General features: G+C 65.0%; 21 protein-coding genes. 12 read left to right on the top strand and 9 right to left on the bottom strand.

Annotation, left to right across the window (positions count from 1 at the left end; genetic code table 11):
• Positions 1-31 precede the first annotated feature (31 nt).
• The 3 genes from HYH08_RS20810 (at position 32) to HYH08_RS20800 (ending at position 3,279) form a co-directional block, all read left to right on the top strand.
• Positions 32-1,096 carry an acyl-CoA dehydrogenase family protein gene (locus HYH08_RS20810; protein ID WP_220011677.1) on the top strand — a complete coding sequence of 355 codons (1,065 nt, stop codon included), beginning with the start codon at positions 32-34 and terminating at the stop codon, positions 1,094-1,096.
• A gap of 16 nt (positions 1,097-1,112) precedes the next feature.
• Entirely contained in the window at positions 1,113-2,273 is a 1,161-nt protein-coding gene (locus tag HYH08_RS20805) for an acyl-CoA dehydrogenase family protein (RefSeq protein WP_220011676.1), read from the top strand.
• Between the two features lie 187 nt (positions 2,274-2,460).
• Positions 2,461-3,279, top strand: a complete 819-nt coding sequence (locus HYH08_RS20800) for an enoyl-CoA hydratase/isomerase family protein (RefSeq protein WP_220011675.1) — start codon at positions 2,461-2,463, stop codon at positions 3,277-3,279.
• A gap of 190 nt (positions 3,280-3,469) precedes the next feature.
• Here HYH08_RS20800 and HYH08_RS20795 read toward each other — a convergent pair whose 3' ends face one another.
• The 3 genes from HYH08_RS20795 to HYH08_RS20785 are packed head-to-tail and all read right to left on the bottom strand — an operon-like array spanning position 3,470 to position 6,261.
• Entirely contained in the window at positions 3,470-4,216 is a 747-nt protein-coding gene (locus tag HYH08_RS20795; protein ID WP_220011674.1) for a VOC family protein, read from the bottom strand.
• A gap of 2 nt (positions 4,217-4,218) precedes the next feature.
• The gene (locus HYH08_RS20790) at positions 4,219-5,007 is read right to left on the bottom strand and encodes an enoyl-CoA hydratase (RefSeq protein WP_220011673.1); all 789 of its coding nucleotides are present in this window, start codon (positions 5,005-5,007) and stop codon (positions 4,219-4,221) included.
• Positions 5,008-5,052: 45 nt separating this feature from the next.
• A complete protein-coding gene (locus HYH08_RS20785; RefSeq protein WP_220011672.1) occupies positions 5,053-6,261 on the bottom strand; it encodes an ABC transporter substrate-binding protein in 1,209 nt (402 codons plus the stop codon).
• Between the two features lie 304 nt (positions 6,262-6,565).
• Between HYH08_RS20785 and HYH08_RS20780 the strand changes: the two genes are divergently transcribed.
• Entirely contained in the window at positions 6,566-7,366 is an 801-nt protein-coding gene (locus tag HYH08_RS20780; RefSeq protein ID WP_220011671.1) for a thermonuclease family protein, read from the top strand.
• A 27-nt stretch (positions 7,367-7,393) separates the two neighbouring features.
• Positions 7,394-8,893, top strand: coding sequence for a M48 family metalloprotease (locus HYH08_RS20775; protein ID WP_502788443.1), 1,500 nt, complete (start codon positions 7,394-7,396; stop codon positions 8,891-8,893).
• A gap of 164 nt (positions 8,894-9,057) precedes the next feature.
• On the opposite strand, the gene HYH08_RS20770 is transcribed toward HYH08_RS20775, so the two are convergent.
• Complete coding sequence (locus HYH08_RS20770) at positions 9,058-10,386, bottom strand: MFS transporter (protein WP_220011670.1); 1,329 nt, start codon at positions 10,384-10,386, stop codon at positions 9,058-9,060.
• 183 nt (positions 10,387-10,569) lie between these two features.
• Here HYH08_RS20770 and cyoA point away from each other — a divergent pair, with 183 nt between their 5' ends.
• Genes cyoA through HYH08_RS20735 form a run of 7 tightly spaced genes read left to right on the top strand, consistent with a single transcriptional unit; the run spans position 10,570 to position 17,489 of the window.
• Positions 10,570-11,730, top strand: a complete 1,161-nt coding sequence (gene cyoA, locus HYH08_RS20765; protein ID WP_220011669.1) for a ubiquinol oxidase subunit II — start codon at positions 10,570-10,572, stop codon at positions 11,728-11,730.
• A gap of 26 nt (positions 11,731-11,756) precedes the next feature.
• Entirely contained in the window at positions 11,757-13,754 is a 1,998-nt protein-coding gene (gene cyoB / locus HYH08_RS20760) for a cytochrome o ubiquinol oxidase subunit I (RefSeq protein WP_220011668.1), read from the top strand.
• Complete coding sequence (gene cyoC / locus HYH08_RS20755) at positions 13,755-14,384, top strand: cytochrome o ubiquinol oxidase subunit III (protein ID WP_220011667.1); 630 nt, start codon at positions 13,755-13,757, stop codon at positions 14,382-14,384.
• Entirely contained in the window at positions 14,381-14,761 is a 381-nt protein-coding gene (gene cyoD, locus HYH08_RS20750) for a cytochrome o ubiquinol oxidase subunit IV (protein ID WP_220011666.1), read from the top strand. Before cyoC ends, cyoD begins: the two co-directional genes overlap by 4 nt.
• Positions 14,758-15,597, top strand: coding sequence for an SURF1 family protein (locus tag HYH08_RS20745; RefSeq protein ID WP_220011665.1), 840 nt, complete (start codon positions 14,758-14,760; stop codon positions 15,595-15,597). Before cyoD ends, HYH08_RS20745 begins: the two co-directional genes overlap by 4 nt.
• Complete coding sequence (locus tag HYH08_RS20740) at positions 15,569-16,966, top strand: ATP-binding protein (protein WP_220011664.1); 1,398 nt, start codon at positions 15,569-15,571, stop codon at positions 16,964-16,966. The genes HYH08_RS20745 and HYH08_RS20740 overlap by 29 nt, the downstream gene beginning before the upstream one ends.
• Positions 16,956-17,489 carry a response regulator transcription factor gene (locus HYH08_RS20735; RefSeq protein WP_220011663.1) on the top strand — a complete coding sequence of 178 codons (534 nt, stop codon included), beginning with the start codon at positions 16,956-16,958 and terminating at the stop codon, positions 17,487-17,489. The genes HYH08_RS20740 and HYH08_RS20735 overlap by 11 nt, the downstream gene beginning before the upstream one ends.
• 109 nt (positions 17,490-17,598) lie before the next feature.
• On the opposite strand, the gene HYH08_RS20730 is transcribed toward HYH08_RS20735, so the two are convergent.
• The 5 genes from HYH08_RS20730 to HYH08_RS20710 all read right to left on the bottom strand — a co-directional run bounded on the left by HYH08_RS20730 (position 17,599) and on the right by HYH08_RS20710 (position 23,698).
• The gene (locus HYH08_RS20730) at positions 17,599-18,171 is read right to left on the bottom strand and encodes a hypothetical protein (protein WP_220011662.1); all 573 of its coding nucleotides are present in this window, start codon (positions 18,169-18,171) and stop codon (positions 17,599-17,601) included.
• Between the two features lie 251 nt (positions 18,172-18,422).
• Positions 18,423-19,217 carry a CarD family transcriptional regulator gene (locus HYH08_RS20725; protein WP_220011661.1) on the bottom strand — a complete coding sequence of 265 codons (795 nt, stop codon included), beginning with the start codon at positions 19,215-19,217 and terminating at the stop codon, positions 18,423-18,425.
• Between the two features lie 346 nt (positions 19,218-19,563).
• On the bottom strand, positions 19,564-19,902 hold the full coding sequence (gene fdxA / locus HYH08_RS20720; RefSeq protein WP_014490375.1) for a ferredoxin FdxA: 339 nt from the start codon (positions 19,900-19,902) through the stop codon (positions 19,564-19,566).
• A 132-nt stretch (positions 19,903-20,034) separates the two neighbouring features.
• Entirely contained in the window at positions 20,035-20,292 is a 258-nt protein-coding gene (locus HYH08_RS20715; RefSeq protein ID WP_220011762.1) for an RNA-binding S4 domain-containing protein, read from the bottom strand.
• Positions 20,293-20,314: 22 nt separating this feature from the next.
• On the bottom strand, positions 20,315-23,698 hold the full coding sequence (locus HYH08_RS20710; RefSeq protein ID WP_220011660.1) for a helicase-related protein: 3,384 nt from the start codon (positions 23,696-23,698) through the stop codon (positions 20,315-20,317).
• Between the last annotated feature and the right edge of the window lie 603 nt (positions 23,699-24,301).

The following is a 24,301-nucleotide window of genomic DNA, read 5'->3' as shown; positions in this document are numbered from 1 at the left end:
GACGCGCCAATGGCAAAACACGGGGAGCGCTGTGGCGGAGAGTGACAATATCGTCGTCGAGACCGCGGAAAAAATCTTCGCCGATCTCGCCGATCCGCAAACCATCAACAACGACAAGAAGGATACCTGGCGGGCGCCGCTGTGGCAGGCGCTGAGCGAGGCCGGCTTGCCCTTGTCGTGGGTGCCCGACGATCTCGGTGGCTCGGGCGCGAGCCTCGCCGATGGCTTTGCGCTTCTCAACGCCGCAGGCCGTTTTGCGGTCGCGGTTCCCCTGGCCGAGACCATGCTGGCCGGCTGGCTGCTGGCGCAGGCGAAAATCGCCTCGCCCGAAGGCGAGATGACGGTGCTGCCGGCATCGCCAAGGGACCGCATCACGCTCGATGCCGACGGCGCGCTCTCCGGCCGCTGCCGCGGCGTACCCTTTGCGAAGGCAGCGAAGCATTTTGCGGTGCTGGCGCATGGCAAGGACGGCGCGGTCATCGCGCTGGTCGATGCGGGCAAGGGCCGCATCGAATCCGGTCTCAATGTCGGCTACGACCACAGCGACACCGTGACACTCGACAAGGTCCAGCCCGTCAGCATCAAACCCGCACCCGATGGCTTTGAGCAGACCCACATGATGCTGATGGGCGGCGTCGCGCGCAGCCTCCAGATCGCGGGCGCAATGGAATCCATGCTTGATATCTCCGTTCGCTATTCGAACGAGCGCGTCGCCTTCGAGAAGAAGATCTCGAAATTCCAGGCCGTGCAGCATAATCTCGCGCGCCTCGCCGGCGAATCCGCCGCGGCGCTCGCCGCCGCGACGTCGGCCGCCGATGCCATCGCGAACGCAAAATCGTTCGACGACGAGGTCTATCTCGAAGCCGCCTCCGCAAAAATCCGCTGCGCTGAAGCAGCCGAAAAGGGCGGCGGCATTGCACATCAGGTGCACGGCGCGATCGGCTTCACCATCGAGCACATCCTGCACCGCTATTCGCTGCGGGCGCTGGCTTGGCGCGACGATTTCGGCTCGGAGAGCCATTGGGCCGTCGAGCTCGGCAAGCTGGTGGCCACCAGAGGCGCCGACGAATTGTGGCCGCTCGTGGCGTCGCGCTGATCAGGAGACGAGACCGATGACTGCTGCCCTCCGTTTCGACCCGATCCGCCTGCCCGAAAAGTGCGAGCAGTTGCGCAAGGAAGTGCGCGCCTTCCTCGCCGAGGAAATCGCCGCCGGCACCTTCGATCCGCACAAGCCCAACCGCGAAGACACCGACGCGCCGGAATTTTCGCGGCGGGTCGGCGCCAAGGGCTGGCTCGGCATGACCTGGCCGAAGAAATACGGCGGCCAGGAGCGCTCCTTCCTCGAACGCTACGTCGTCACCGAGGAGATGCGCGTCGCCAATGCGCCAACGCGGCGCTTCTTCGTCGCCGACCGCCAAAGCGGGCCGGTGCTGCTGAAGTACGCGCCCGAGCACATCAAGATGGACATCCTGCCGCGCATCTGCCGCGGCGAGATCTGCTTTGCCATCGGCATGAGCGAGCCGAACTCCGGCTCCGACCTGTTCGCGGCGAAGACGCGCGCGACCAAGACCGACGGCGGCTATCTCATCAACGGCACAAAAATCTGGACCTCGTCGGCGCACATCGCCGACTACATGATCGCGATCTTCCGGACCTCGCCGCCGACCAAGGAGAACCGCCGTCACGGCCTGACCCAGTTCCTGGTCAAGATGAAGCAGCCGGGCATCAAGGTGAACCCGATCGGCCAGATCACCGGCCAGTACGAGTTCAACGAGGTCGTCTTCACCGACCACTTTATCCCTGACGATCACGTGCTCGGCGAGGTCGACGGCGCCTGGAAGCAGGCGACGAGCGAGCTCGCCTATGAGCGCTCGGGTCCGGAGCGTTTCCTCGAGACCTATTACGTGCTGACCGAGCTGGTCCGCGCGGTCGGTCCCAATCCGGACACGCGCAGCGCCGAAGGAATTGGCCGTCTCGTCGCGCAGCTCCACACCATGCGCCGCATGTCGGTCTCGGTCGCCGGCATGCTGCAGGCCGGCAAGGAGCCGGTGGTGGAGGCCTCCATCGTCAAGGACATCGGAACGGTCTGGGAGCAGCAGCTTCCGCACCGCGTCCGCGATCTCGCGGCTTTCGTCGAGGAGACCGCGACCAACCGCGAGACGCTGGAGCGGCAGCTCGACTTCGCCATCAAGACCGCCCCGAAACTCACCATCCAGGGCGGCACCACCGAGGTGCTGCGCGGCATCATCGCGCGCGGCTTGGGCCTGCGCTAACGCTGATGAGCGATGCTATCGCCGCTTGCTCCGACCACCTCTCCCATCGGGAGAGGTCGATTTGCGTCAGCAAATCGGGTGAGGGGCCGCGCTCTACCGAGGGACCGAACCCCCTCACCCGGCGCTACGCGCCGACCTCTCCCTATGGGAGAGGTGGTTCTTCGCTACTGACGCATTGGAGGCAAGAATGACCAAATACAAAGACATCGGCGTCGAAAAGGTCGGGCACGTCGGCACCATCGAGATCCGCAGGCCGCCGCTGAACTTCTTCGACATCTCGCTGATCAACCAGATCGCGGACGCGCTCGACGAATTCGACCGCGACATCGAGATCCGCGCCTCGGTTCTCTCGGCGCAGGGCAAGGCGTTCTGCGCCGGCGCGAATTTCGGCGATCCGGCCCGACAGGCGCAGGAAGCGCAAGAGGCAGAGAAAAAAGCCAAGGGCGATCCCGCCGACAATCTCGGCCCGATCAACCACCTCTACATCCAGGCCGTGCGCATCTTCCGCGCCAAGAAGCCAATCGTCGCCGCCGTGCAGGGCGCCGCCATCGGCGGCGGCCTCGGTCTCGCGGTGTCAGCAGACTTCCGCGTCACCTGTCCGGAAGCCCGCTTCTCCGCGAACTTCACCAAGCTGGGCTTCCATCCCGGCTTCGGCCTGACGACGACGCTGCCCGAGCTGATCGGCAAGAACAACGCCGAGCTGATGTTCTACACCAGCCGCCGCGTCACCGGCGAAGAAGCCTACAAATGGGGCCTCGCCAATGAGCTGGTGCCGCAGGATCAGGTGAAGGCGGCCGCCATGAAGCTTGCCGGTGAAATCGCCGAATGCTCGCCACTCGGCCTGCTCTCCACCCGCGCCACGATGCGCGCCGGCCTCGCCGACCGCGTGATGGCCGCGACCAATCATGAACTGGCCGAGCAGACCCGCCTGCGCGCGACGGAAGACTTCAAGGAAGGCGTGAAGGCCACGGAGGAGCGGCGCGTGGCGAATTTTAAGGGAAGATAACCGGCGCTGCACACTCTCACCCCGTCATCCTGAGGCGTGAGCGATGCGGCGCGGAGCGCCGCATCGGGAGCCTCGAAGGATGAACGGCCGAGCTCTTTCGGCGCGCTCATTGCGGAAAGAGCCGGGCCGTCGCCCTTCGAGGCTCGCCGAAGAGGCGAGCACCTCAGGGTGACGGATTACTGGTCACCAATCAACTGACGCGGAACGTCACGCCGCCCAGCAAGAACTCGTTGCCAGCCACCGCGAGCCCCTTCGCCTTCGCGGCATGCAGCACGCTCGCGGCATCCGTCACCCGAAACTCCAGCGCGCTCATGATCTCGCTGGCGCCCCGCACAAAGCGGAAGGTGGCATTGGGCAGCTTCAACTCAGGCCCATCAGCCGCAACACCGATGATCTTGCCCCAATGCTCCGCCAGCCCTTGCGGATCCGGGCTCTGCATCTCCACACCCGTCAGCGCCTGCGTCACGTCCTTGCGGATGAAGTTTTGCCAATCCGGGCCGGCAGGCGGATACGGACCCAAAATATCATCGCTGCCTTCGGTGTGGTTGAACTCGATGAAGGCGGCGCGGCAGTCGCGCGGGTGGAGCTGGATGCCATGATAGGGCGCGTGGTCGATGACATTGGCGGTGCGCACGCCCATGGCATTGGCATGACGGCCGCGCGCGTCGGGATCATCGCAGCAGAAAATCGCCATATAGCCGCCGCGGCCGCCGGTCTTCTCGATGAAACGGCCGGCCGTGGTGCCGTCCTTGAACGGCGCCACCACCTCGAGCAGGATCGTGTCGACCGGCAGCAGCGCGTTCTCCAGGCCGTATTTGGCGACATTGCCGTCGCGGTAGCAGACGGAAAGGCCCATGATCTCGGCAATGTCGGAGATGACGGGCGCCAGCTGCGGCGCGACCAGACAGATCTGCCGCAGCCGCAGATAGGGCGCCATCGTCACGCCCCCTTGAAGGCGGGCTTGCGCTTCTCGACGAAGGCTTTTGCGGCCTCCTTGTGATCCTCGGTGTCGCTGCAGCGGGTGTGGTGGATCGCTTCGCCGTCGAAGCAATCCTCCAGCGGCAGATGCTCGGCATTGTTGATGTTGCGCTTGATGAAGCCGAGCGCGATCGACGGCCCCTGCGCCAGCGACAGCGCAAGCTCGTGCGCAGCCGCATCGATCTCGGCATCTGGCACGACCTTGGTCACCATGCCGATCGCATGCGCTTCCCTGGCTGTCAGCACCGGCGACATCAGATAAAGCTCGCGGGCCCGCGCGCTGCCGAGCAACTGGGTGAGGAAATAGGTGCCGCCGTAGTCGCCGGAGAAGCCGACCTTTGCGAAGGCGGTGGTGATCTTGCAGGATTCCGAGGCGACGCGCAGATCGCACGACAGCGCCATCGACAGGCCGGCGCCGGCCGCGGCGCCGTCGAGCTGCGCCACCACGGGCTTCGGCATCTGGTGCAGGATGCGTGAGACCTCCATGCCGCGGCGCAGGTTCGCCATCTTCACCTCGAACGGCAGCGGCGCGCGGCCGGCCGCCATCGACTTGACGTCGCCACCGACGCAGAACGAGCCGCCGGCACCCTTGAACAGCACCGCGCGAACCTCGGGATCGTCGGCCGCGCGCCGCGCCGCCTCGACGAGGCCGGCCACCATCTCCGGATTGAGCGCGTTCTTACGTTCCGGGCGGTTCATCGTGATGGTTAGCAGCCCGCCTTCGAGCTTTTGCAGGACCATGTCGTTCATGGGACGTCTCCCTTGTTGTTGTTTGATCGGGCTAGGACCACGCCGTCACTTCTTGACAAGCGGGCAGCGCGACTGCTCGAGCGACTGGAACGCCTCGCTACCGGGCACGGTGGCCAGCAGCTTGTAATCGTCCCAGCGGCCTTTGGATTCCGACGGCTTCTTGACCTCGAACAGGTACATGTCATGGATCATGCGGCCGTCCTCACGGATCTTGCCGTTCTTGGCGAAGAAATCGTTGATCGGCGTCTCCTTCATCACCTTGATTACCGCGGCCGCATCCGTCGTGCCGGCCGCCTTCACCGCTTTGAGGTAATGCGTGACCGAGGAATAGACGCCGGCCTGCGCCGAGGTCGGTGCGCGCTTGGTACGCTCCATGAAGCGCTTCGACCACGCGCGCGTATCGTCGTTGAGGTCCCAGTAGAACGCTTCGGCGAGCAGCAGGCCCTGCGCGGTCTCCAGCCCGATCGAGTCGATGTCGGAGACGAAGGCGAGCAGCGGCGAGACTTTCTGGCCGCCCTTGGTGATGCCGAACTCGGCCGCCTGCTTGATGGCGTTGACGGTGTCGCCGCCGGCATTGGCAAGCCCGATCACCTTGGCTTTCGACGCCTGGGCCTGAAGCAGGAACGACGAGAAATCCGACGTGTTGAGCGGATGGCGCACACTGCCGAGCACCTTGCCGCCGGTCCTGGTGACGACGGCGCTGGTGTCCTTCTCCAGATCCTGGCCAAAAGCGTAATCGGCGGTGAGGAAGAACCAAGTGTCGAGGCCCGACTTCACGGCGGCGAGGCCGGTGACGTTGGCCTGGCCGAAGGTGTCGAACACGTAATGGATGGTATAGGGACCGCACGCTTCGTTGGTGAGGCGGATCGAGCCCGGGCCGTTGAACATGATGATCTTGTTACGTGCTTTTGCGATCTCGCCGGCGGCAAGCGCGGTGGCGGAGGCCGCGACGTCGTAGATCATTTCGACGCCCTGATTGTCGAGCATGTCGCGGGCGATGTTGGCGGAGAGGTCCGCCTTGTTCTGATGGTCGGCCGCGAGCACCTGGATCTTGCGTCCCAGCACCTCGCCGCCAAAGTCTTCCACGGCCATCTTCGCCGCGGTCTCGCTGCCGGGGCCGGTGATGTCGGCATAAAGGCTCGACATGTCGAGGATGCCGCCGATCTTCAGCGGCGGCTTGTCCTGGGCCTGCGCGGCGGCACTCGCACTCAGGGCAAACGCTGCGGCAAAGATACCCGACAAGATGTGCTTCATCGAAAAAAACCTCCCTCGATCGCCTGTCTCTGATGGCGGCTTGGTTATTGGTGTTGCCGCAATCATGCCGCATGCGCGAGAGCGCAGCAAGCGTGGGTGCGTGACAGACATACGATTGCCGCGCATGTTTTCCGCAAAGCGGAATGGTGAGAAGACGAAAGACCTTCCGCGTCGTCATTGCGAGCGCAGCGAAGCAGTCCAGAATGCATCCGCGGAAAGATTCTGGATTGCTTCGTCGCAAGGGCTGCTCGCAATGACGGAGTATGACGAAACTTATTCGCGACCCACTACGCATGAGGTATAGTTGCTGCGTAATGCAACCTGTCCGGGTCACGTGACGCGACTGCTTCCCCTCATCGCCGCATTTCTTCTCGTCGCGAGTCACGCCGCGCTCGCGACACCGTGCCAATTCGAGTCCCAAGGCGAGGGCCGCGTTGCCGCAATCGTCGATGCACGCAGCGTACGTCTCGACGACGGGCGCGAGGTGCGCCTCACCGGCATCGAGACAACGTCAACGACGAAGCAGGCGTTGACCTCGCTGCTCGTCGGCCGCGACGTCATCCTGCGCGGCACCGACGACACGCCCGATCGCTATGGTCGCCAGGGCGCCCTGCTGTTCATCGGCGAAGGCGAAACCTCGGTGCAGGCCGTGCTGCTCGCCCAAGGTGATGCCCGGGTCTCCGCCGAAATCACCGACAAGGACTGCGCGGCAGCCCTGATGGCGGCGGAGGCCGTGGCGCGGCGCCAAAAAAAGGGCAACTGGGCTGACCCGTCGGCCATAAAAAACGCGGAAAGTCCGGACGATATTTTGGCGGGGATCGGGCGCTTTATGGTGGTCGAGGGCAAAGTCCTGTCGGTCCGGCAAGCTGGGGCAATGACCTACCTCAACTTCGGCCGGAACTGGACACGCGGCTTTGCCGTGACTATTTCAAAGCGCGCGCAAGCGGCGTTCGAAAGCGCCGGGATGGCCCTTAAGTCCTTGGAAAGTCGGCGTATTCGAGTTCGGGGCTGGGTCGAGGGGAGTACGGGGCCGCGGATCGATGTGCGCCTCGTGGGACAGGTCGAGTTGCTGGGCGCAAACGAGCCGACAGGGGTAAGGCCCTAAAATGGGGCCGGGCACAGGTTAAGCGACGTGAATGGGGTGCTAGAACAGCACTGGACGGGAGAAGGCCGCCGCCTTCGGGCTGCGCCGGCTGCGCTATGCCTGTTGCTGGGCGGGCTGCTGGCCGGCTGCGGCGACATGAACCGGTTCCAGACCGCGGCCGTTCCGCCGACCGTCGCGCTGCCGAAGCCCAAGCCGGCCGTCGCGCAGACCCCCGCCACCGAGAAGGAGCACGAGCGCATCCTGGCGAGCTATGGCGGCACCTACGACGACCCCCGCCTCGAATCGCTGGTCAGCAAGACTGTCGACCGGCTGGTTGCCGCCTCCGACCGCCCCGACCAGGGCTACAAGGTCACCATCCTCAATTCCGGCGCGGTGAACGCCTTCGCGCTGCCGAACGGCCAGCTCTATGTCACCCGCGGATTGCTGGCGCTCGCCAGCGACACCTCGGAATTGTCCTCCGTGCTGAGCCACGAGATGGCGCATGTGCTGTCCAAGCACGCCGCGATGCGCGAGGACCAGGCGCGCCAGGCCGCGATCGTCACCCGTGTCGTCACCGACATGAGCAACGATCCTGACCTCACCGCGCTGGCGCTCGCCAAGACCAAGCTCACCATGGCGAGTTTTTCGCGCAACCAGGAGTTCGAGGCTGACGGCATCGGCGTCGGCATCTCCGCCAAGGCGCATTTCGATCCCTATGGTGCGGCGCGCTTCCTCTCGGCGATGGAGCGCAATGCCGAGCTGAAAGCCGGCAAGAGCTCGCTCGATCCGCGCGCGCAGGATTTCACCTCGTCGCATCCGGCAACGCCCGAGCGCGTGCAGAACGCGCAAAACATCGCTCGGCAATATGCGGCCCCCGAAGGTGCCGAGCGCGACCGCGAGAGCTATCTCGCCGCGATCGACAACCTCGTCTACGGGGAAGACCCCAGCGAAGGTTTTGTCCGCGGCCGCCGATTCCTGCATCCGAAGCTCGGCTTCACCTTCCAGGCGCCAGATAATTTCACGCTCGACAACACCGCGCAGGCGGTGATCGGCGTGCGCGACGGCGGTTCGCAGGCGATGCGCTTCGACGTCGTGCGCGTGCCGGCCGAGCAGTCGCTCGGCGACTACCTCAATTCCGGCTGGATGGAGGGAGTCGAGAAGGCCTCGACCGAGGACATCACCATCAACGGCTTTCCGGCCGCGTCCGCCACCGCCAAGGGCGACCAGTGGCAGTTCAAGGTCTATGCGCTGCGCTTCGGCAGCGACGTCTATCGCTTCATCTTCGCCGCCCGGCAGAAGTCGACCGAGAGCGAGCGCAATGCGCGCGAGACCGTCAACTCGTTCCGCCGCCTGACGCTCGACGAGATCCAGGCCGCGCGGCCGCTCCGCATCAAGGTCATCACCGTGCAGCCCGGCGACACCGTGGAATCGCTCTCGCACCGCATGGCCGGCGTCGATCATCCCGCCGAACGCTTTCGCGTGCTGAACGGCCTCGACCGCACCGCGCAGGTGAAGGTGCGGGATCGCGTGAAGATCGTGGCGGATTGAGGCTGCCGCAGCCCAGTAAACTTCGCTGTCGTCCCGGACAAGTGCCGTAGGGTGGGCAAAGCGAAGCGTGCCCACGCATCTTTTGCGATCGAGAGAGGCGGTGGGCACGGCGCGTTGCGCCTTTGCCCACCCTACGACACCTGCGATGCGGCGACTGATCGAGCCTAACCGCCCGCGTCCATGTCGCCGGCTTCCCGCTGGCCACTGAGCCAGAGCGCGAGCAGGGTCCAGAACGCGCCGGAGAGCAGATAGGCACCCGACGCGATGACGCCGAGATTGGTCGCGAGCAGCAGCGCGACTAGCGGCGCAAAGCCCGCGCCGAACAGCCAGGCCATGTCGGAGGTCAAAGCCGAAGCCGTATAGCGATAGGCCTGCCGGAAGTTCGAGGCGATCGCGCCCGAGGACTGGCCGAACGAGAGGCCGAGCAGGATGAAACCGATCACCATGTAGATGGTCTCGCCGAACGCGCCGGCGTCAAGCAGCTGCGGAGCAAAACCGCTGTAGATCGCGATCGCGATGGCCGATCCCATCAGCAGCGACTTGCGGCCGACGCGGTCGGCGATGATGCCGGAGGCCACGATCGCGGCGACGCCGAACACGGCGGCGACGATCTCGATGACGAGGAAGCGCACCGGGCTCTCGCGGGTGAACAGGAACACCCAGGACAGCGGAAACACGGTGACCATGTGGAACAGCGCGAAGCTTGCCAGCGGCGCGAACGCGCCCAGCATGATGTTCTGGCCTTCGCGCGCGACGGTCTCGGAGATGCGCGCCGGCTGCAATTCGCGGGTCTCGAACAGCGTGGCATATTCCTCCGTCGTCACCATGCGCAGCCGGGCGAACAGCGCCACGACGTTGATGGCGAACGCCACGAAGAACGGGTAGCGCCAGCCCCAGTCGAAGAAATCGTCGGCCGAGAGGTTACCGGCGAAATAGGCGAACAGCGCGCTTGCCACGATCAGCCCGAGCGGAGCGCCGAGCTGCGGCACCATCGCGTACCAGCCGCGCTGCGAGGCCGGCGCGTTCAGCGCCAACAGCGAGGCCATGCCGTCCCACGCGCCGCCCCAGGCCAGACCCTGCGCAATACGCGCCAGCGCCAGGAGCCAGATCGCGGCGCTGCCGATCTCGGAATAGCCGGGCAGGAACGCCAGCGCCACCGTAGCGGTGCCGAGCAGGAACAGCGCCGAGACCAGCTTGGCCGTCTTGCCGTATTCCCGATCGACCGTCATGAAAATGACGGTTCCGATCGGCCGGGCCATGAAGGCCAGCGCGAAGATCATGAAGGAATAGAGGGTGCCGGTGAGCTCGCTGGTGAACGGGAACACCAGGCGCGGGAACACGATCACCGAGGCGATCGCGTAGACGAAAAAGTCGAAGAATTCCGAGGTACGGCCGATGATGACGCCGATGGCGATTTCGCCGGGGCTGGCCTGATCATGGCCGTGCTCGCCCGAGTGGAGGTCTGCCATTGCGGGGGTCTGTGCCGTCGCCATGCGTTGCGCCCTTAACGTCTTGTAAACCAAAGCCGACCGCCCGGCGGAGGGCCGGGCAATCCGGCCCTGTCTGGCGCAACATTCCGCAGTGCAACATTGGACAAATTGTCCAATGTCCGGATTGCTGCGCCGCAGCTACCCGTTGCCCCCGCAAAGGAAACTCATTCTCATAAGGCTCGGCCCGTGTCCCGTCTCAAGATCCTGGCGCTGCTACCCCTGGCAGTTGCGCTCAGCGGCTGCAACTATGTCGTGCTGGCACCCGCCGGCGATATCGCGGCGCAACAGCGCGACCTCGTCATCATCTCCACCGTCCTGATGCTCCTGATCGTCCTCCCCGTGATGGCGCTGACGGTGGTGTTCGCCTGGCGCTACCGCCAGTCCAACACCTCGGCCCGCTACGAGCCGGAATGGGATCACTCGACCAAGCTCGAGCTGGTGATCTGGTCGGCGCCGCTGCTGATCATCATTTGCCTGGGCGCGCTGACCTGGATGGGCACACATCTGCTCGACCCCTATCGCACGCTTGGCCGCATCAAGGCCGAGCAGGCCCTGGACCATTCCAAGGCCCCGCTCGAGGTCGACGTCGTCGCGCTCGACTGGAAGTGGCTCTTCATCTATCCGGATTACGGCATCGCCACGGTCAACGATCTGGCAGCGCCGGTCGATCGTCCGATCAACTTCCGCATCACCGCCTCCTCGGTGATGAACTCGTTCTACATCCCCGCGCTTGCCGGCCAGATCTACGCGATGCCGGGCATGGAGACGAAGCTCCACGCGGTGGTGAACCATCCCGGCATCTACAAGGGCTTCTCGGCGAACTACAGCGGCGCCGGGTTCTCCGGCATGCACTTCAACTTCCAGGGCCTCGACGACAAGGGCTTTGACGCCTGGATCGCGCAGGCCAAGTCCACCGGCGGCTCGCTCGGCCGCGCCGAATATCTCCAGCTCGAAAAGCCCAGCCAGAACGAGCCGGTTCGCCGCTGGGGCACGATCGATTCCGATCTCTACCGCCTGATCCTCAACATGTGCGTCGAGACCGGCAAGATGTGCCAGAGCGAGATGATGGCGATCGACGCCAAGGGGGGTCGCGGTCATGAGGGCGCGAACAACACCCTGCCGCTCTCCTACGACAAGTACGCCCGCCGCGGCACCGTGCTCGGGCCGGAGCCGACCTTCGTTGCCGGCACCTGCACGCCCGATGCACCGCAGGGCAAGACCACCGCCTCGATCACGGCACCCGTCGACACCGCGCCGCTTCTCGGCGCCGGCCTGAAGCGGCCGACCTTCACGCCGCTGAAGTCCTCGTCCTTCTTCCTGGGACAGCGTCCCAAGTCCGATTCCTGAAGTCAGACTCCTAAAGAGATCCCGCAATGTCTCCTGATCTTCTCAAGCTCATCTTCGGCCGGCTCGACTTCGAGTCGCTGCCCCTGCACGAGCCGATCGTCGTCGGCACCTTCGTGGTGGTGGCGCTCGGCGGCGCCACGCTGCTCGCGGGCCTCACCTATTTCCGCCTCTGGGGCTACCTCTGGCGTGAATGGTTCACCACGGTGGACCACAAGCGCATCGGCATCATGTACATGATCCTCGGCATCGTGATGCTGCTGCGTGGCTTCGCGGACGCGCTGATGATGCGCGGCCAGCAGATGCTCGCCTTTGGCGGCTCCGAAGGCTATCTCAACGCCCATCACTACGACCAGGTCTTCACCGCCCACGGCGTGATCATGATCTTCTTCGTGGCGATGCCGCTGGTCACCGGCCTGATGAACTACGTCGTGCCGCTGCAGATCGGCGCCCGCGACGTGTCTTTTCCCTTCCTGAACAATTTCAGCTTCTGGATGACGGTCGGCGGCGCGGTGCTGGTGATGGCTTCGCTGTTCATCGGCGAATTCGCCCGCACCGGCTGGCTGGCCTATCCGCCGCTCTCGAACATCGGCTACAGTCCCGATGTCGGCGTCGACTATTACATCTGGGCGCTGCAGGTCGCAGGCGTCGGAACGACCCTGTCCGGCATCAACCTGATCTGCACCATCGTCAAGCTGCGCTGCCCCGGCATGACCATGATGAGGATGCCGGTGTTCACCTGGACCTCGCTCTGCACCAACATCCTGATCGTCGCCTCGTTCCCCGTCTTGACCGTCGTGCTCGCGCTGCTTTCGCTCGACCGCTACGTCGGCACCAACTTCTTCACGAACGATTTCGGCGGCAGCCCGATGATGTACGTGAACCTGATCTGGATCTGGGGCCACCCCGAAGTCTACATCCTGGTTCTCCCGGCCTTCGGCATCTTCTCGGAAGTCACCTCGACCTTCTCCGGCAAGCGCCTGTTCGGCTACACCTCGATGGTCTATGCCACGGTGGTCATCACCATCCTGTCGTACCTGGTCTGGCTGCACCACTTCTTCACGATGGGCTCGGGCGCCAGCGTCAACTCGTTCTTCGGCATCACCACGATGATCATCTCGATCCCGACGGGCGCGAAGATGTTCAACTGGCTGTTCACGATGTATCGCGGCCGCATCCGCTACGAGCTGCCGATGATGTGGACGATCGCCTTCATGCTGACCTTCGTGATCGGCGGCATGACCGGCGTGCTGCTCGCAGTGCCGCCGGCCGACTTCGTGCTGCACAACAGCCTGTTCCTGATCGCGCACTTCCATAACGTGATCATCGGCGGCGTGGTGTTCGGCGCGTTCGCCGGCATCAACTACTGGTTCCCGAAGGCATTCGGCTTCAAGCTCGATGTGTTCTGGGGCAAGATGTCGTTCTGGTTCTGGGTGGTCGGCTTCTACCTCGCCTTCATGCCGCTCTATGTGCTCGGCCTGATGGGCGTGACCCGCCGCCTGCGCGTGTTCGACGATCCGTCCCTGCAGATCTGGTTCATCATCGCCGCGATCGGTGCCCTCTTCGTCTTCATCGGCATCCTGTCCATGCTGATGCAGTTCGCGGTCAGCCTGCTCAAGCGCGAGCAGCTCAAGGACGTCACGGGCGATCCCTGGAACGCGCGCACGCTGGAATGGGCGACGTCCTCGCCGCCGCCGGACTACAACTTCGCCTTCACCCCCGTCGTGCACGACAATGACGCGTGGTGGGACATGAAGAAGCGCGGCTACCAGCGTCCGCTCACCGGGTTCAAGCCGATCCACATGCCCAGCAGCACCGGCACCGGTGTCATTCTCGCGGGCTTCGCGACCGCGATGGGTTTCGGCCTGATCTGGTACATCTGGTGGCTGGCGGCTGCGAGCTTCATCGCGATGCTCGTCGTCGGGATCGGCCACACCTTCAACTATCACCGCGACTTCGACATTCCGGCTGAAGACGTTATCCGGACCGAGGACGCGCGCACCAAACTGCTCGCCGGAGCCAAGTAAATGACTGTCGCTGTCAATCCCTCGACGACCGGCGAGCCGGTCTTCTACGTCGCCGACGAACATCCGCATCCGGAAGGCTACAGCACCTCGCTCGGCTTCTGGATCTACCTGATGAGCGACTGCCTCATCTTCGCGATGCTGTTCGCCGCCTTCGGCGTGCTCGGCGCCAACTACGCCGCAGGGCCCGCGCCAAAGGATCTGTTCGACCTCGACCTCGTCGCGGTGAACACCTCGATGCTGCTGCTGTCCTCGATCACCTACGGTTTTGCGATGCTGACGATGCAGCAGAACAAGGTCGGACAGACGCAGATGTGGCTGGCGATCACCGGCCTGTTCGGTCTCGCCTTCATCAGCATCGAGCTCACCGAGTTCGCCCACATGATCCATGAGGGCGCGACGCCCCAGCGCAGCGCCTTCCTGTCGGCCTTCTTCACCCTGGTCGGCACCCACGGCCTGCACGTCTCCTGCGGCCTGATCTGGCTGGTGACACTGATGGTGCAGGTCGGCAAGTTCGGCCTGATCGAAGCCAACCGCCGCCGCCTGATGTGCCTGTCGATGTTCTGGCATTTCCTCGACGTGGTCTGGATCGGTGTCTTCACCTTCGTCTATCTCCTGGGAGTTCTGCGATGAACACCGATACCCACGCCGCGCACGCGGGCGACCATCACCACGACGACGGCCACGCCCACAGCACGTTCTCGGGCTACATGCTCGGCTTCGTGCTCTCGGTCGTGCTCACCGCGATCCCGTTCTGGCTGGTGATGGGCGGCGCACTGCCGAGCAAGCAGATCACCGCGCTCGTCATCATGGCCTTCGCGGTCGTGCAGATCGTGGTGCACATGATCTACTTCCTGCACATGAGTCCCAAGTCCGAGAACGGCTGGACCATGATGGCGCTGATCTTCACCATCGTCATGGTGGTGATCGCGCTGTCCGGTTCGCTGTGGGTGATGAACCACCTCAACAGCAACATGATGCCGATGCACGAGATGACGGGAATGAAGTGAGCGATATCCGGACCGTGACAAGCGAGGCAAAGGACCCGAGCCGCACGGCTCCGCGCCCACGCCTGTGGCTCACGGTCCTCTCGCTTACCGCCTTTGCTGTTCTGATGGCGCTCGGAATCTGGCAGGTCGAGCGCCGGACCTGGAAGCTGGCGCTGATCGATCGCGTCGAGCAGCGCGTCCATGCGCCAGCCCAGCCGATCCCCTCGCCCGCTTCATGGGCCGCGGTCTCTGCCGCGAATGACGAATACAGGCACGTCACCGTCAGCGGGCGCTTCCTGCATGACCGCGAGACGCTGGTTCAGGCCGTCACCGAGGAAGGCCCCGGCTATTGGGTGCTGACGCCACTTCAGCGCGACGACGGCACGCAGGTCCTGATCAACCGCGGCTTCGTGCCGTCCGAGCGGCGCGACGCATCGACGCGCCAGGGCGGTAATCCCGACGGCAAGGTCGAGATATCAGGCCTTTTGCGCATCACCGAGCCGAAGGGCGGGTTCCTTCGCAACAACGTCCCCCAGCACAACCGCTGGTACTCGCGCGATGTCGCTGCGATCGCCGCAGCGCGCGGCCTCGACCTTGTCGCGCCGTTTTTCGTCGATGCGGACGCCGGATCACAAAGCGCCGGCGGTCCCATCGGCGGATTGACCGTGATCCGCTTTCCCAATAACCACCTGATTTACGCGCTGACGTGGTTTGCCCTGGCTTTCATGCTGGCCGGCAGGCTTTTCGTCACATTCGGCGGCGGGCTGTTCCGCCGCAAGCGCTTCGTCCACGAACCGGCCGGCGATGCCGCCCGCAGGACGGGATCAGATGCTGGAACGATCGTCGAACAGGCCTGACGACGGAAGAACGCCGCCCCGACCGCTCGGCGAGCTGGCCGTCACGCTGCAATCGCAGGCGGACGCGCGCAGCGAGCTGATCGGCGCTGCGCCGACGGACGACGAGACCAACCGCAAGAACATGGCGCTGTTGATCCAGCTGCGCTGGACCGCCGTGGTCGGCCAGATCGTGACCATCGGCGGCGTGCATTTCTGGCTCGGCATCCCGCTGCCGCTGGAGCGGATGGGCGCCGTGATCGGCGCGCTGGTGCTGCTCAACGTCTCGAGCCTGGTCTGGGTGCGCCATCGCGCCGCCGTCTCGAGCAATGAGCTGCTGGTCGCCCTGATGCTCGATGTCGCCGCGCTGACCGCGCAGCTCTACCTCAGCGGCGGCGCCACCAATCCCTTCACCTCGCTGTTCCTGCTCCAGGTCACGCTGGCGGCCGTGCTGCTCGACGCCCGCTCGACCTGGTCGCTGGTGGCGCTGACCTGCGCATGCTTCGTCTGGCTGACGCTGGCCTATCGGCCGCTCGACCTGCCGCCGAATCCGCTCAGCGAGACCTATACGCTCACCGTCGCCGGCATGCTGCTCGGCTTCGCCCTCAACGCCGTGCTGCTGGTCGTGTTCGTCACCCGCATCAACAGGAATTTGCGCGAACGCGATGCGCACCTCGCAGCACTGCGCCAGCATGCCGCCGAGCAGGACCACATCGTCCGCATGGGCCTGCTCGCCTCCGGTGCCGCCCATGAGCTCGGCACGCCGCTGGCCTCGCTCTCGGTGATCCTCAGCGACTGGCGCCGCATGCCGGATCTTGCGGCCGACCAGGAGCTTGCCGAGGATCTGTCGGAGATGGAGACCTCGCTGCAACGCTGCAAATCGATCGTGACGGGAATCCTGGTGTCGGCAGGCGAAGCGCGCGGCGAAGGTTCCTCGCCGACGACGGTGACGGCCTTCGTCACAGACCTGGTCGACGAATGGCGCAACGCCCGCTCGGCGCGCACGCTCTACTTCGTCAACACCTTTGGCGAGGACGTCGCGATCGTCTCCGACATCGCGCTGAAGCAGGTCATCTTCAACGTGCTCGACAACGCCTATGAGGTCTCGCGCGACTGGGTCGAGCTTCTGGCCGAACGCGAGGGCGACAATCTCGTGCTGTCCATCAGCGACCGCGGCCCGGGCTTTGCGCCGGAGATGCTGACACAGCTCGGAAAACCCTATCAGTCGAGCAAGGGCCGCGCCGGCGGCGGGCTCGGCCTGTTCCTGGTGGTCAACGTCGTGCGCAAGCTCGGGGGCAGCGTCACGGCCGAGAACCACAGGAAGCGCGGCGCCACGGTGCGCCTGACGCTGCCGCTCGCAACGCTCGCGATCGGAGGCAGCTTTGACGCCTGACCGTTCGCTCATCGTCGTCGAGGACGACGAGGGTTTTGCGCGCACGCTGAAACGCTCGTTCGAGCGCCGTGGCTACGAGGTCGTGCTCGCCGCCTCGATCGAGGAGGTGCGGAAGGTGCTGGAGGAGCGCTCCTTCGGCCATGCCGTGGTCGACCTCAAGCTCGGCGGCGCCTCGGGGCTCGCCTGCGTCGAGCTGCTGCACACCCACGACGAAGACATGCTGATCGTGGTGCTGACCGGCTTTGCCAGCATCTCCACCGCCGTCGAAGCGATCAAGCTGGGCGCCTGCCACTACCTCGCAAAGCCGTCGAACACCGATGACATCGAGGCCGCCTTCCACAAGGCCGAAGGCAACGCCGACGTCGCGCTCGACGCACGACCGACCTCGATCAAGACGCTGGAATGGGAACGCATCCACCAGACGCTGATCGAGACCGATTTCAACATCTCGGAAGCGGCGCGGCGGCTCGGCATGCACCGGCGCACGCTGGCGCGGAAGCTCGAGAAGCGGCCGGTGAAGTAGGCCGCCGCGCGGCACGTTCAGTAGCTCGGATCAGCAAGGCGGCATTGGGACCTCCGCATCGGCGGGTGGACCGCTCCCGGTATTGCTTCGCTCATCCGAGCGAGCTGGCCTACTTCTTCATCTCGCCCCAAGACGTGATCGTGACGTCAACACCCTGCTGATCGAAGCGCGCATTGACGTCGAAGCGACAGAGCATATCGCCCCTGCACGCCGTCCGCCAATTCGTCAGGTCGCTGTAACTGTCGGCGATGGCGAAGATGTCGTTCGGCTTCGAGAGCAGCGTCGCATCGAGATAGTAGGACACGCGCGCCGGAAGGGACGCGGCCATGTCGAGGCTCAGGCGACTGGCGCCGTCGGGATAATCCTGGGTCCAGCGCCGCTTCCAGCTGATGCTGCATGCACCGTCGGGAAGCTTTGCGCTCGGAAGCATGAAGTCGATGATGGGATAGCCCCCGGCGACATCGCCGTCCTCATCGCCGGTCTTCGACAGGATGGCGGTATCCGGAAACGATCCGTCCTCCTTGCCCCACATGTGGACGGCACGGGTGACGATCCGGTAGCCATCGGGGACCAGCCGGGCCGGCAGGCCCGACGTCACGGGCTCGGCGAGGCACGCGGCGCGGAAGGCCGTCAGCACATTGACGAGGCCGCGCAGATCGGCGGCGTTTTCGTATTTGAACACGATACGTTCGGCCGAGGCGCCAGGAGCCGCTATGCAACACAGAAGAAGGGAAGACTGAAGGACGCGGGAGATCGACCTGGCCATATCTGTGAAAGCTGCCATGTCTGCGAAGCTACCTGGTCTGCGCACCGGTCTCCATCAGTGCCCGCAAACCCGCTCCCGGTTCACTCGATCACAAATCGCGACCCCGCATGAAAAAGCCCGGCCGAACGGCCGGGCTTCTGATCTGTTGCAATCGATGCGAGAGGCGCTTACGCGGCCTCGTCGGCGACCGTGGTGTCGTCGCCATCGGTATCGTCGGTATCGCCCTCGGCATCAGCCTCGCCCTCGGCGGCTTCCGCCTTGGCGTTGCGGCGCGGGCTCTTGGCGAGCTGGGCCTCGATTTCCTTGACCGCTTCGGTCTCGGTCGAGTGCTGCACCACCGCGATCTCGCGGGAGAGACGATCGAGCGCCGCTTCATAGAGCTGGCGTTCAGAGTAGGACTGCTCCGGCTGCGACTCCGAGCGATAGAGGTCGCGCACGACTTCCGCGATCGCGACGATGTCGCCCGAATTGATCTTCGCTTCGTATTCCTGGGCGCGGCGCGACCACATGGTGCGCTTGACGCGAGCGCGGCCCTTCAGCGTCTCGAGCGCCTTCTTGACGAGGGCGGGCTCGGACAGCTTGCGCATGCCGACATTGGCGACCTTGGCGGTCGGCACGCGCAGCGTCATCTTGTCCTTGATGAAGTTGATGACGAACAGTTCGAGCTTCGCACCGGCGATCTCCTGCTCTTCGATGGCCAGGATCTGGCCGACGCCGTGAGCGGGATAGACGACGAATTCGTTGGCCTTGAAGCCCTGACGCTGGGTCACGACCTTCTTTTCCTCGACCTTCGGCGCAGCAGCCGCCGGCTTCACAGCGGGCTTGGCGGCAGCGACAGGAGCCTTGGCAGGAGCAGCAGCAACGGGGGCCTTCGGCGCGGCGGGCTTGGCAGCAGGAGCTTTGGCGGCAGCAGGCTTGGCAACGGTCGCTTTCGCGGCCGGTTTGGCAGTCTTGTTAGGCATTGCGCTTCTTTTGTTCTTCGAGGACTTTGCAGCCGGCGCCTTCGTCGCGGTCCGACCCTTGGATGCGCTACGGCTGGCCGCGGCGACTTTTTTGGCCTCCTTATGGGAAGCCCTCGCTGAAGTACTCTTTTTACGCGTTTTCTGTGACACAGCCTGCGCGCGGAAACTGCCACGCCCCTGTTCGACATTTGGTTTCACGGGAACCCAACGGGGCCAACTGGGCTGACGGGGGTTCGGCTTAATGTGCCCAATATAGCACATTTCCCGCAAAAATCAATGATTTAGGGGTCGTAAGGGCTGGTTTTCCGCGCCGACGAAGGTATTAGGGTTAAGTTTGCGCCGGAATTTAGTCACCTGAGCCGGGATTCGGGGAGAAATATTTCTCGAACTTGCCTTCCTGACCGTCGAATTCCTTCGCGTCGGGGGGTGATTCTTTCTTCTGGGTGATGTTCGGCCAGCTCTTGGCGTAGTCGGCGTTGACCTGGAGCCACTTTTCGAGGCCCGGCTCGGTATCCGGCTTGATGGCGTCGGCGGGGCATTCCGGCTCGCACACGCCGCAATCGATGCACTCGTCAGGATGGATGACGAGCATGTTGTCGCCCTCGTAGAAACAGTCGACCGGGCAGACCTCGACGCAGTCGGTGTACTTGCACTTGATGCAGTTTTCAGTGACGACGTAAGTCATCCAACGCTCCGAAAAGCTCTTTTAAAAGTCGCGGCTTGCCTAGCGCGGATGGACCTGCGCTGCAAGGTCGGGAAGCCCCGATCATGACGGCTTTGTGTGATTGATCGACCAAGAAATGAATTCAAAGCGCAATTAATTGCGATTTGCTTCATTCAGCTCCTCGTAGAGCACGCGCGCCGAGGCTGCATCGCCGCGGCGCTCGTTGAAGCCGATGACTTTCAGCACGCGCACGGTGCGATCGAGCGCGACGGTGATGACGTCGCCGAGCTTGATCGCATGGCCCGGCGACTTTTCGCGCGCGCCGTTGACGCGAACGTGCCCGGACTCGACAAGCTCCGCGGCAGAGGTGCGCGCCTTCACGACCCGCGCGTGCCACAGCCATTTGTCGATGCGCTGCCGCTCCGTCGTTGGATTACTCCTTGCGACCGGCGAGCTGCTCCTTCAGCGCGGCGAGCTTTGCGAAGGGCGAGTTGGGATCGGCGGGCCGATCGCGCTCGCGCGAGTTCGCGCTCGAGGCGTAGGGGCGGAGCGAGGGGCCACCCTGACGATCGCGGCTCTTGTCGCGGTCGCGGCCGCGATTGTCGCGGCCCTTGTCGCGATCACCGCCGAACTTCTTGTTGTCGCGGTTGCGATCGCGATCCTTGTCGCGGTCCTTGCCTTGCTCTCTACCTTGGAAGCTGCGATTGCGGTCGTCGCGACGCTCACTGCCCTCGCCGCCTTCGCGCGGCTTGCGAAAGCCTCGGCCGCCATCACGTCCGCCATCGCGGCGATGACCACCGTGGCGATGACGCTCACCCGGCTTCGCGCCTTCGGCAGCTTCGCCCTCGGCGGGCGCGCTGCCAGCCTCAGCACCGGCCTGCGGGCGCTGGTTGTTGTGACGCTGGTGACGGTGGCGCTCGTGGCGCGGCTTGCGATCCTCGTGACGGCCGCCAGGACGCCAGACTTCGACCAACTCGGGCTCGGCGGGCGCAGCCGCAGCGGCTTCGACCGGCGCAGCAGCGTCGGGCGATGCGGCGGCTTCCGTTGCGGCGGTCTCGGCGGGAGCGGTCTCGGCAGCAGCGTCAGCGGGCGCGGCAGCTTCTTCAGCGGGCGGCGCGATGCCGGGGGCATCTTCCGGCGTGACGGGGGCTTCAGGCGACGCTTCCTGCACAGGCTCTTCCTGCGCGGGCTCGTCGTGCTGCTCCATCGCGGGCGCGTCTTCGACGGTGACCGGCTCTGCGGCGGCTTCGGTCGCAGTCTCTGCGGAGGCCGCGGCCTCTTCGGCCGCAGGCGTCTCGGTGGGAGCTTCAGCAGCCGCTTCAGCGGCAGCAGGCGCCGCGGGCTTCACCGGCAGCGGCGGGCGCTTCTCCATGCGATAGCCGAGTGCGCGCAGCACGGACGCAAAATCCTCGCCGGCGGAGCCCGTGAGCGAGGTCATCGCCTGCGTCACCACGAAGCTGCGGCCGTCGAATGCGCCGGCGGGCTTTTCGCCGGGCGAATTGTCGCGCCAGGCCAGCGCCGGGCGGATCAGGTCGGCAAGGCGCTCCAGGATGTCGACGCGCACGGCGCGCTCGCCGGCCTGCTTGTAGCCGAGCACGCGATAGGCATCGCGCGGCAGCGCCTTGTCGACCGGGAATGAGGTGCGCCCCGAGGAGGCCAGATGCTGCGCGCCCGAGAGCGAGGACAGATCGACATTGTCCTGCTTCAGCGCCCAGAGCAGCGCGGCGAGTGCACGCGCGGCGGGCTTGAGCAGGCCGGGGAAATAGATGTGATAGGCGCCGAAGCGGACGCCGTACTTGCGCAGCGTCGCGCGCGAGGGCTGATCGAGATCCTTCAGCTCATTGGCGATCTTCGGGCGCTCGAGCACTCCGAGCGCCTCGACCAGCTGATAGGCGATGCCGCGGGCGATGCCCGTGACGTCCTCGGCCTTCGACAGCTCGAACATCGGCCCGAGCAGCTTTTCGATATGCGTCTTGAGCCAGAGGTCGAGCCGGGCCTGCACCTTCTCGCGGGGGGCGCCGGTGAGGCGCTCATCGGAGATGATGCGGATGCGCGGATGCAGCGCCTCCTCTGCGGCGGTCAGTCGCGCCACGGCATCGCCGGTCCAGCGGATGATGCCTTCGGACGTCAGCACGAACTGATCGTCCGGCGCATTGCCCAGTTTTTCGGCGCGCGTGTTGATCTCGCCGGCGAGCACCGCTTGCGCGGCAGCCTGCAAGGCTTTCGCATCGGAGCCGGCTTCCGCCGCATCCGGTGCAAAGGTGAAGCCGTCGAGGCGGCCGATGACATGGCCTTCGACGATGACTTCGCCGGTCTTGCCGATTTCCGTATTCAAGCTCGTGTTCTCCCGCAGGCGGCGCATCAATACACTGGTCCGGCGATCAACGAAACGCTCAGTCAAGCGTTCATGGAGCGCATCCGATAATTTATTTTCGACCTCCCGCGTAATCCCCTGCCAGCGTTCGGGGCCTTTCAGCCAGTCCGGGCGGTTGGCGACGAAGGTCCAGGTACGGATCTGCGCGATCCGGGCCGACAGCGTGTCAATGTCGCCATCGATGCGGTCGGCCTGGTCGACCTGGGCCGCGAACCAGGAATCGGGGATGCAGCCCTTCTGCATCAGGAAGCCGTACAGCGTCGTCACGAGCTCGGCATGGGCGGCCGGCGACAGTTTCCGGTAGTCGGGGACCTGGCAGGCCTCCCAGAGCCGCTCGACGGCCTCCTTGCCATGCGCGATATCGCGCACCTCGCCATCGCGGGCGGCGTGGTCGAGCACGCGCATGTCCTCGGCGACAGGCGCGCGCGTCAGCGCCTCATGGCCGGGCGACTGGTTCAGCGACACCTGGAGCGCGCCGAGCGAGGAGAAATCCAGCTTCGCATTGCGCCATTGCAGCATCTTAACATTGTCGAAGGTGTGGTTCTGCAGCGCGTTGACGAGCTCGGGCTCGAACGGCGCGCAGCGGCCCGTGGTGCCGAAGGTGCCGTTGCGGGTGGCACGGCCGGCGCGGCCGGCGATCTGCGCGAATTCGGCCGGGGTGAGCCTGCGGAACTGGTAGCCGTCGAACTTGCGGTCAGAGGCGAAGGCGACGTGGTCGACGTCGAGATTGAGGCCCATGCCGACGGCGTCGGTCGCGACGAGATAGTCGACATCGCCGTTCTGGAACATCTCCACCTGCGCATTGCGCGTGCGCGGCGAGAGCGAGCCCAGCACCACGGCGGCGCCGCCATGCTGGCGCTTGATCAGCTCGGCGATGGCGTAGACCTCGTCGGCGGAGAAGGCGACGATGGCGGTGCGCCGCGGCTGGCGGGTGATCTTGCGGTCGCCGGCGAATTCCAGCTGCGACAAGCGCGGCCGCGTGATCATGGACACGCCGGGCAACAGCCGCTCGATGATGGGCCGCATGGTCGCAGCGCCGAGCAGCAGCGTCTCGTCGCGGCCGCGGCGGTTGAGGATGCGGTCGGTGAAGACGTGGCCGCGTTCGAGATCGGAGGCGATCTGGACCTCGTCGACGGCGAGGAACGACAGGTCGAGGTCGCGCGGCATCGCCTCGACGGTGGAGACCCAGTAGCGCGGATTTCGCGGCTTGATCTTCTCTTCGCCCGTCACCAGCGCGACGGCCTCGCTGCCGACCCGGGCAGTGATCTTGTTGTAGACCTCGCGCGCGAGCAGGCGCAGCGGCAGGCCGATCATGCCGGAGGGATGCGCGAGCATCCGCTCGATGGCGAGATGGGTCTTGCCGGTGTTGGTCGGCCCGAGCACCGCAGTGACGCCGGCGCCGGGAAGCCGCTCGGAAGCGAAGGGGGAGGAGGAGAAGGGCATCTGGGTGATTAGGTAGTGCCGATTTGGGCGAATGTCAGTGCTGACAGGGGCGCGAGGGGGGCTGCGATGTGTCGGCTATGTCTCCGAACGCCGTGCGCCAGCCAAGCACACCGCCGTCATGCCCCGGCTTGACCGGGGCATCCAGTACGCAGCGGCCTGTCCGCTCAACCCCAGCCGCCGCGGCGTACTGGATCGCCCGGTCAAGCGGGGCGATGACACTGAGTTTGTAGGAGCGCCCTCTCCAAAGATCCCGCGCAACTGTCTCACTTTGCGACGCTTTTCCCGTTGGCCTTAAGCTTCGGAACGACTCCGGAACGAATCGCGGCCGAATCGCTGACTCCCTGGTGAGTCCTGTTCCGTTCACGCAACATGTCGCGGGACTCTTGTTCGGTGCGACTAGATGGAGTTTTGCGCGGCCGCACAAGCGGCGATTTGGTGACGGAAAGCCTTAAGTTGGGGACGGCGTCGAGTCGAATCAGAATCGGGGAGGAGTCAAATGGATTCCCGGATCGGGGGCGCTCAAGACGAAATTTCGAAACAACCCCATGCACAGTAGGCAAGTCATTGAAATCACTTGCACCGTCATCCTGAGGTGCGAGTGGC

The organism is Bradyrhizobium sp. BR 10289 (genome assembly GCF_019455385.1).
Lineage (GTDB): Bacteria > Pseudomonadota > Alphaproteobacteria > Rhizobiales > Xanthobacteraceae > Bradyrhizobium.
The sequence above is the reverse complement of the archived record's forward strand: the minus strand, read 5'-3'. Positions and strand labels throughout refer to the sequence as shown.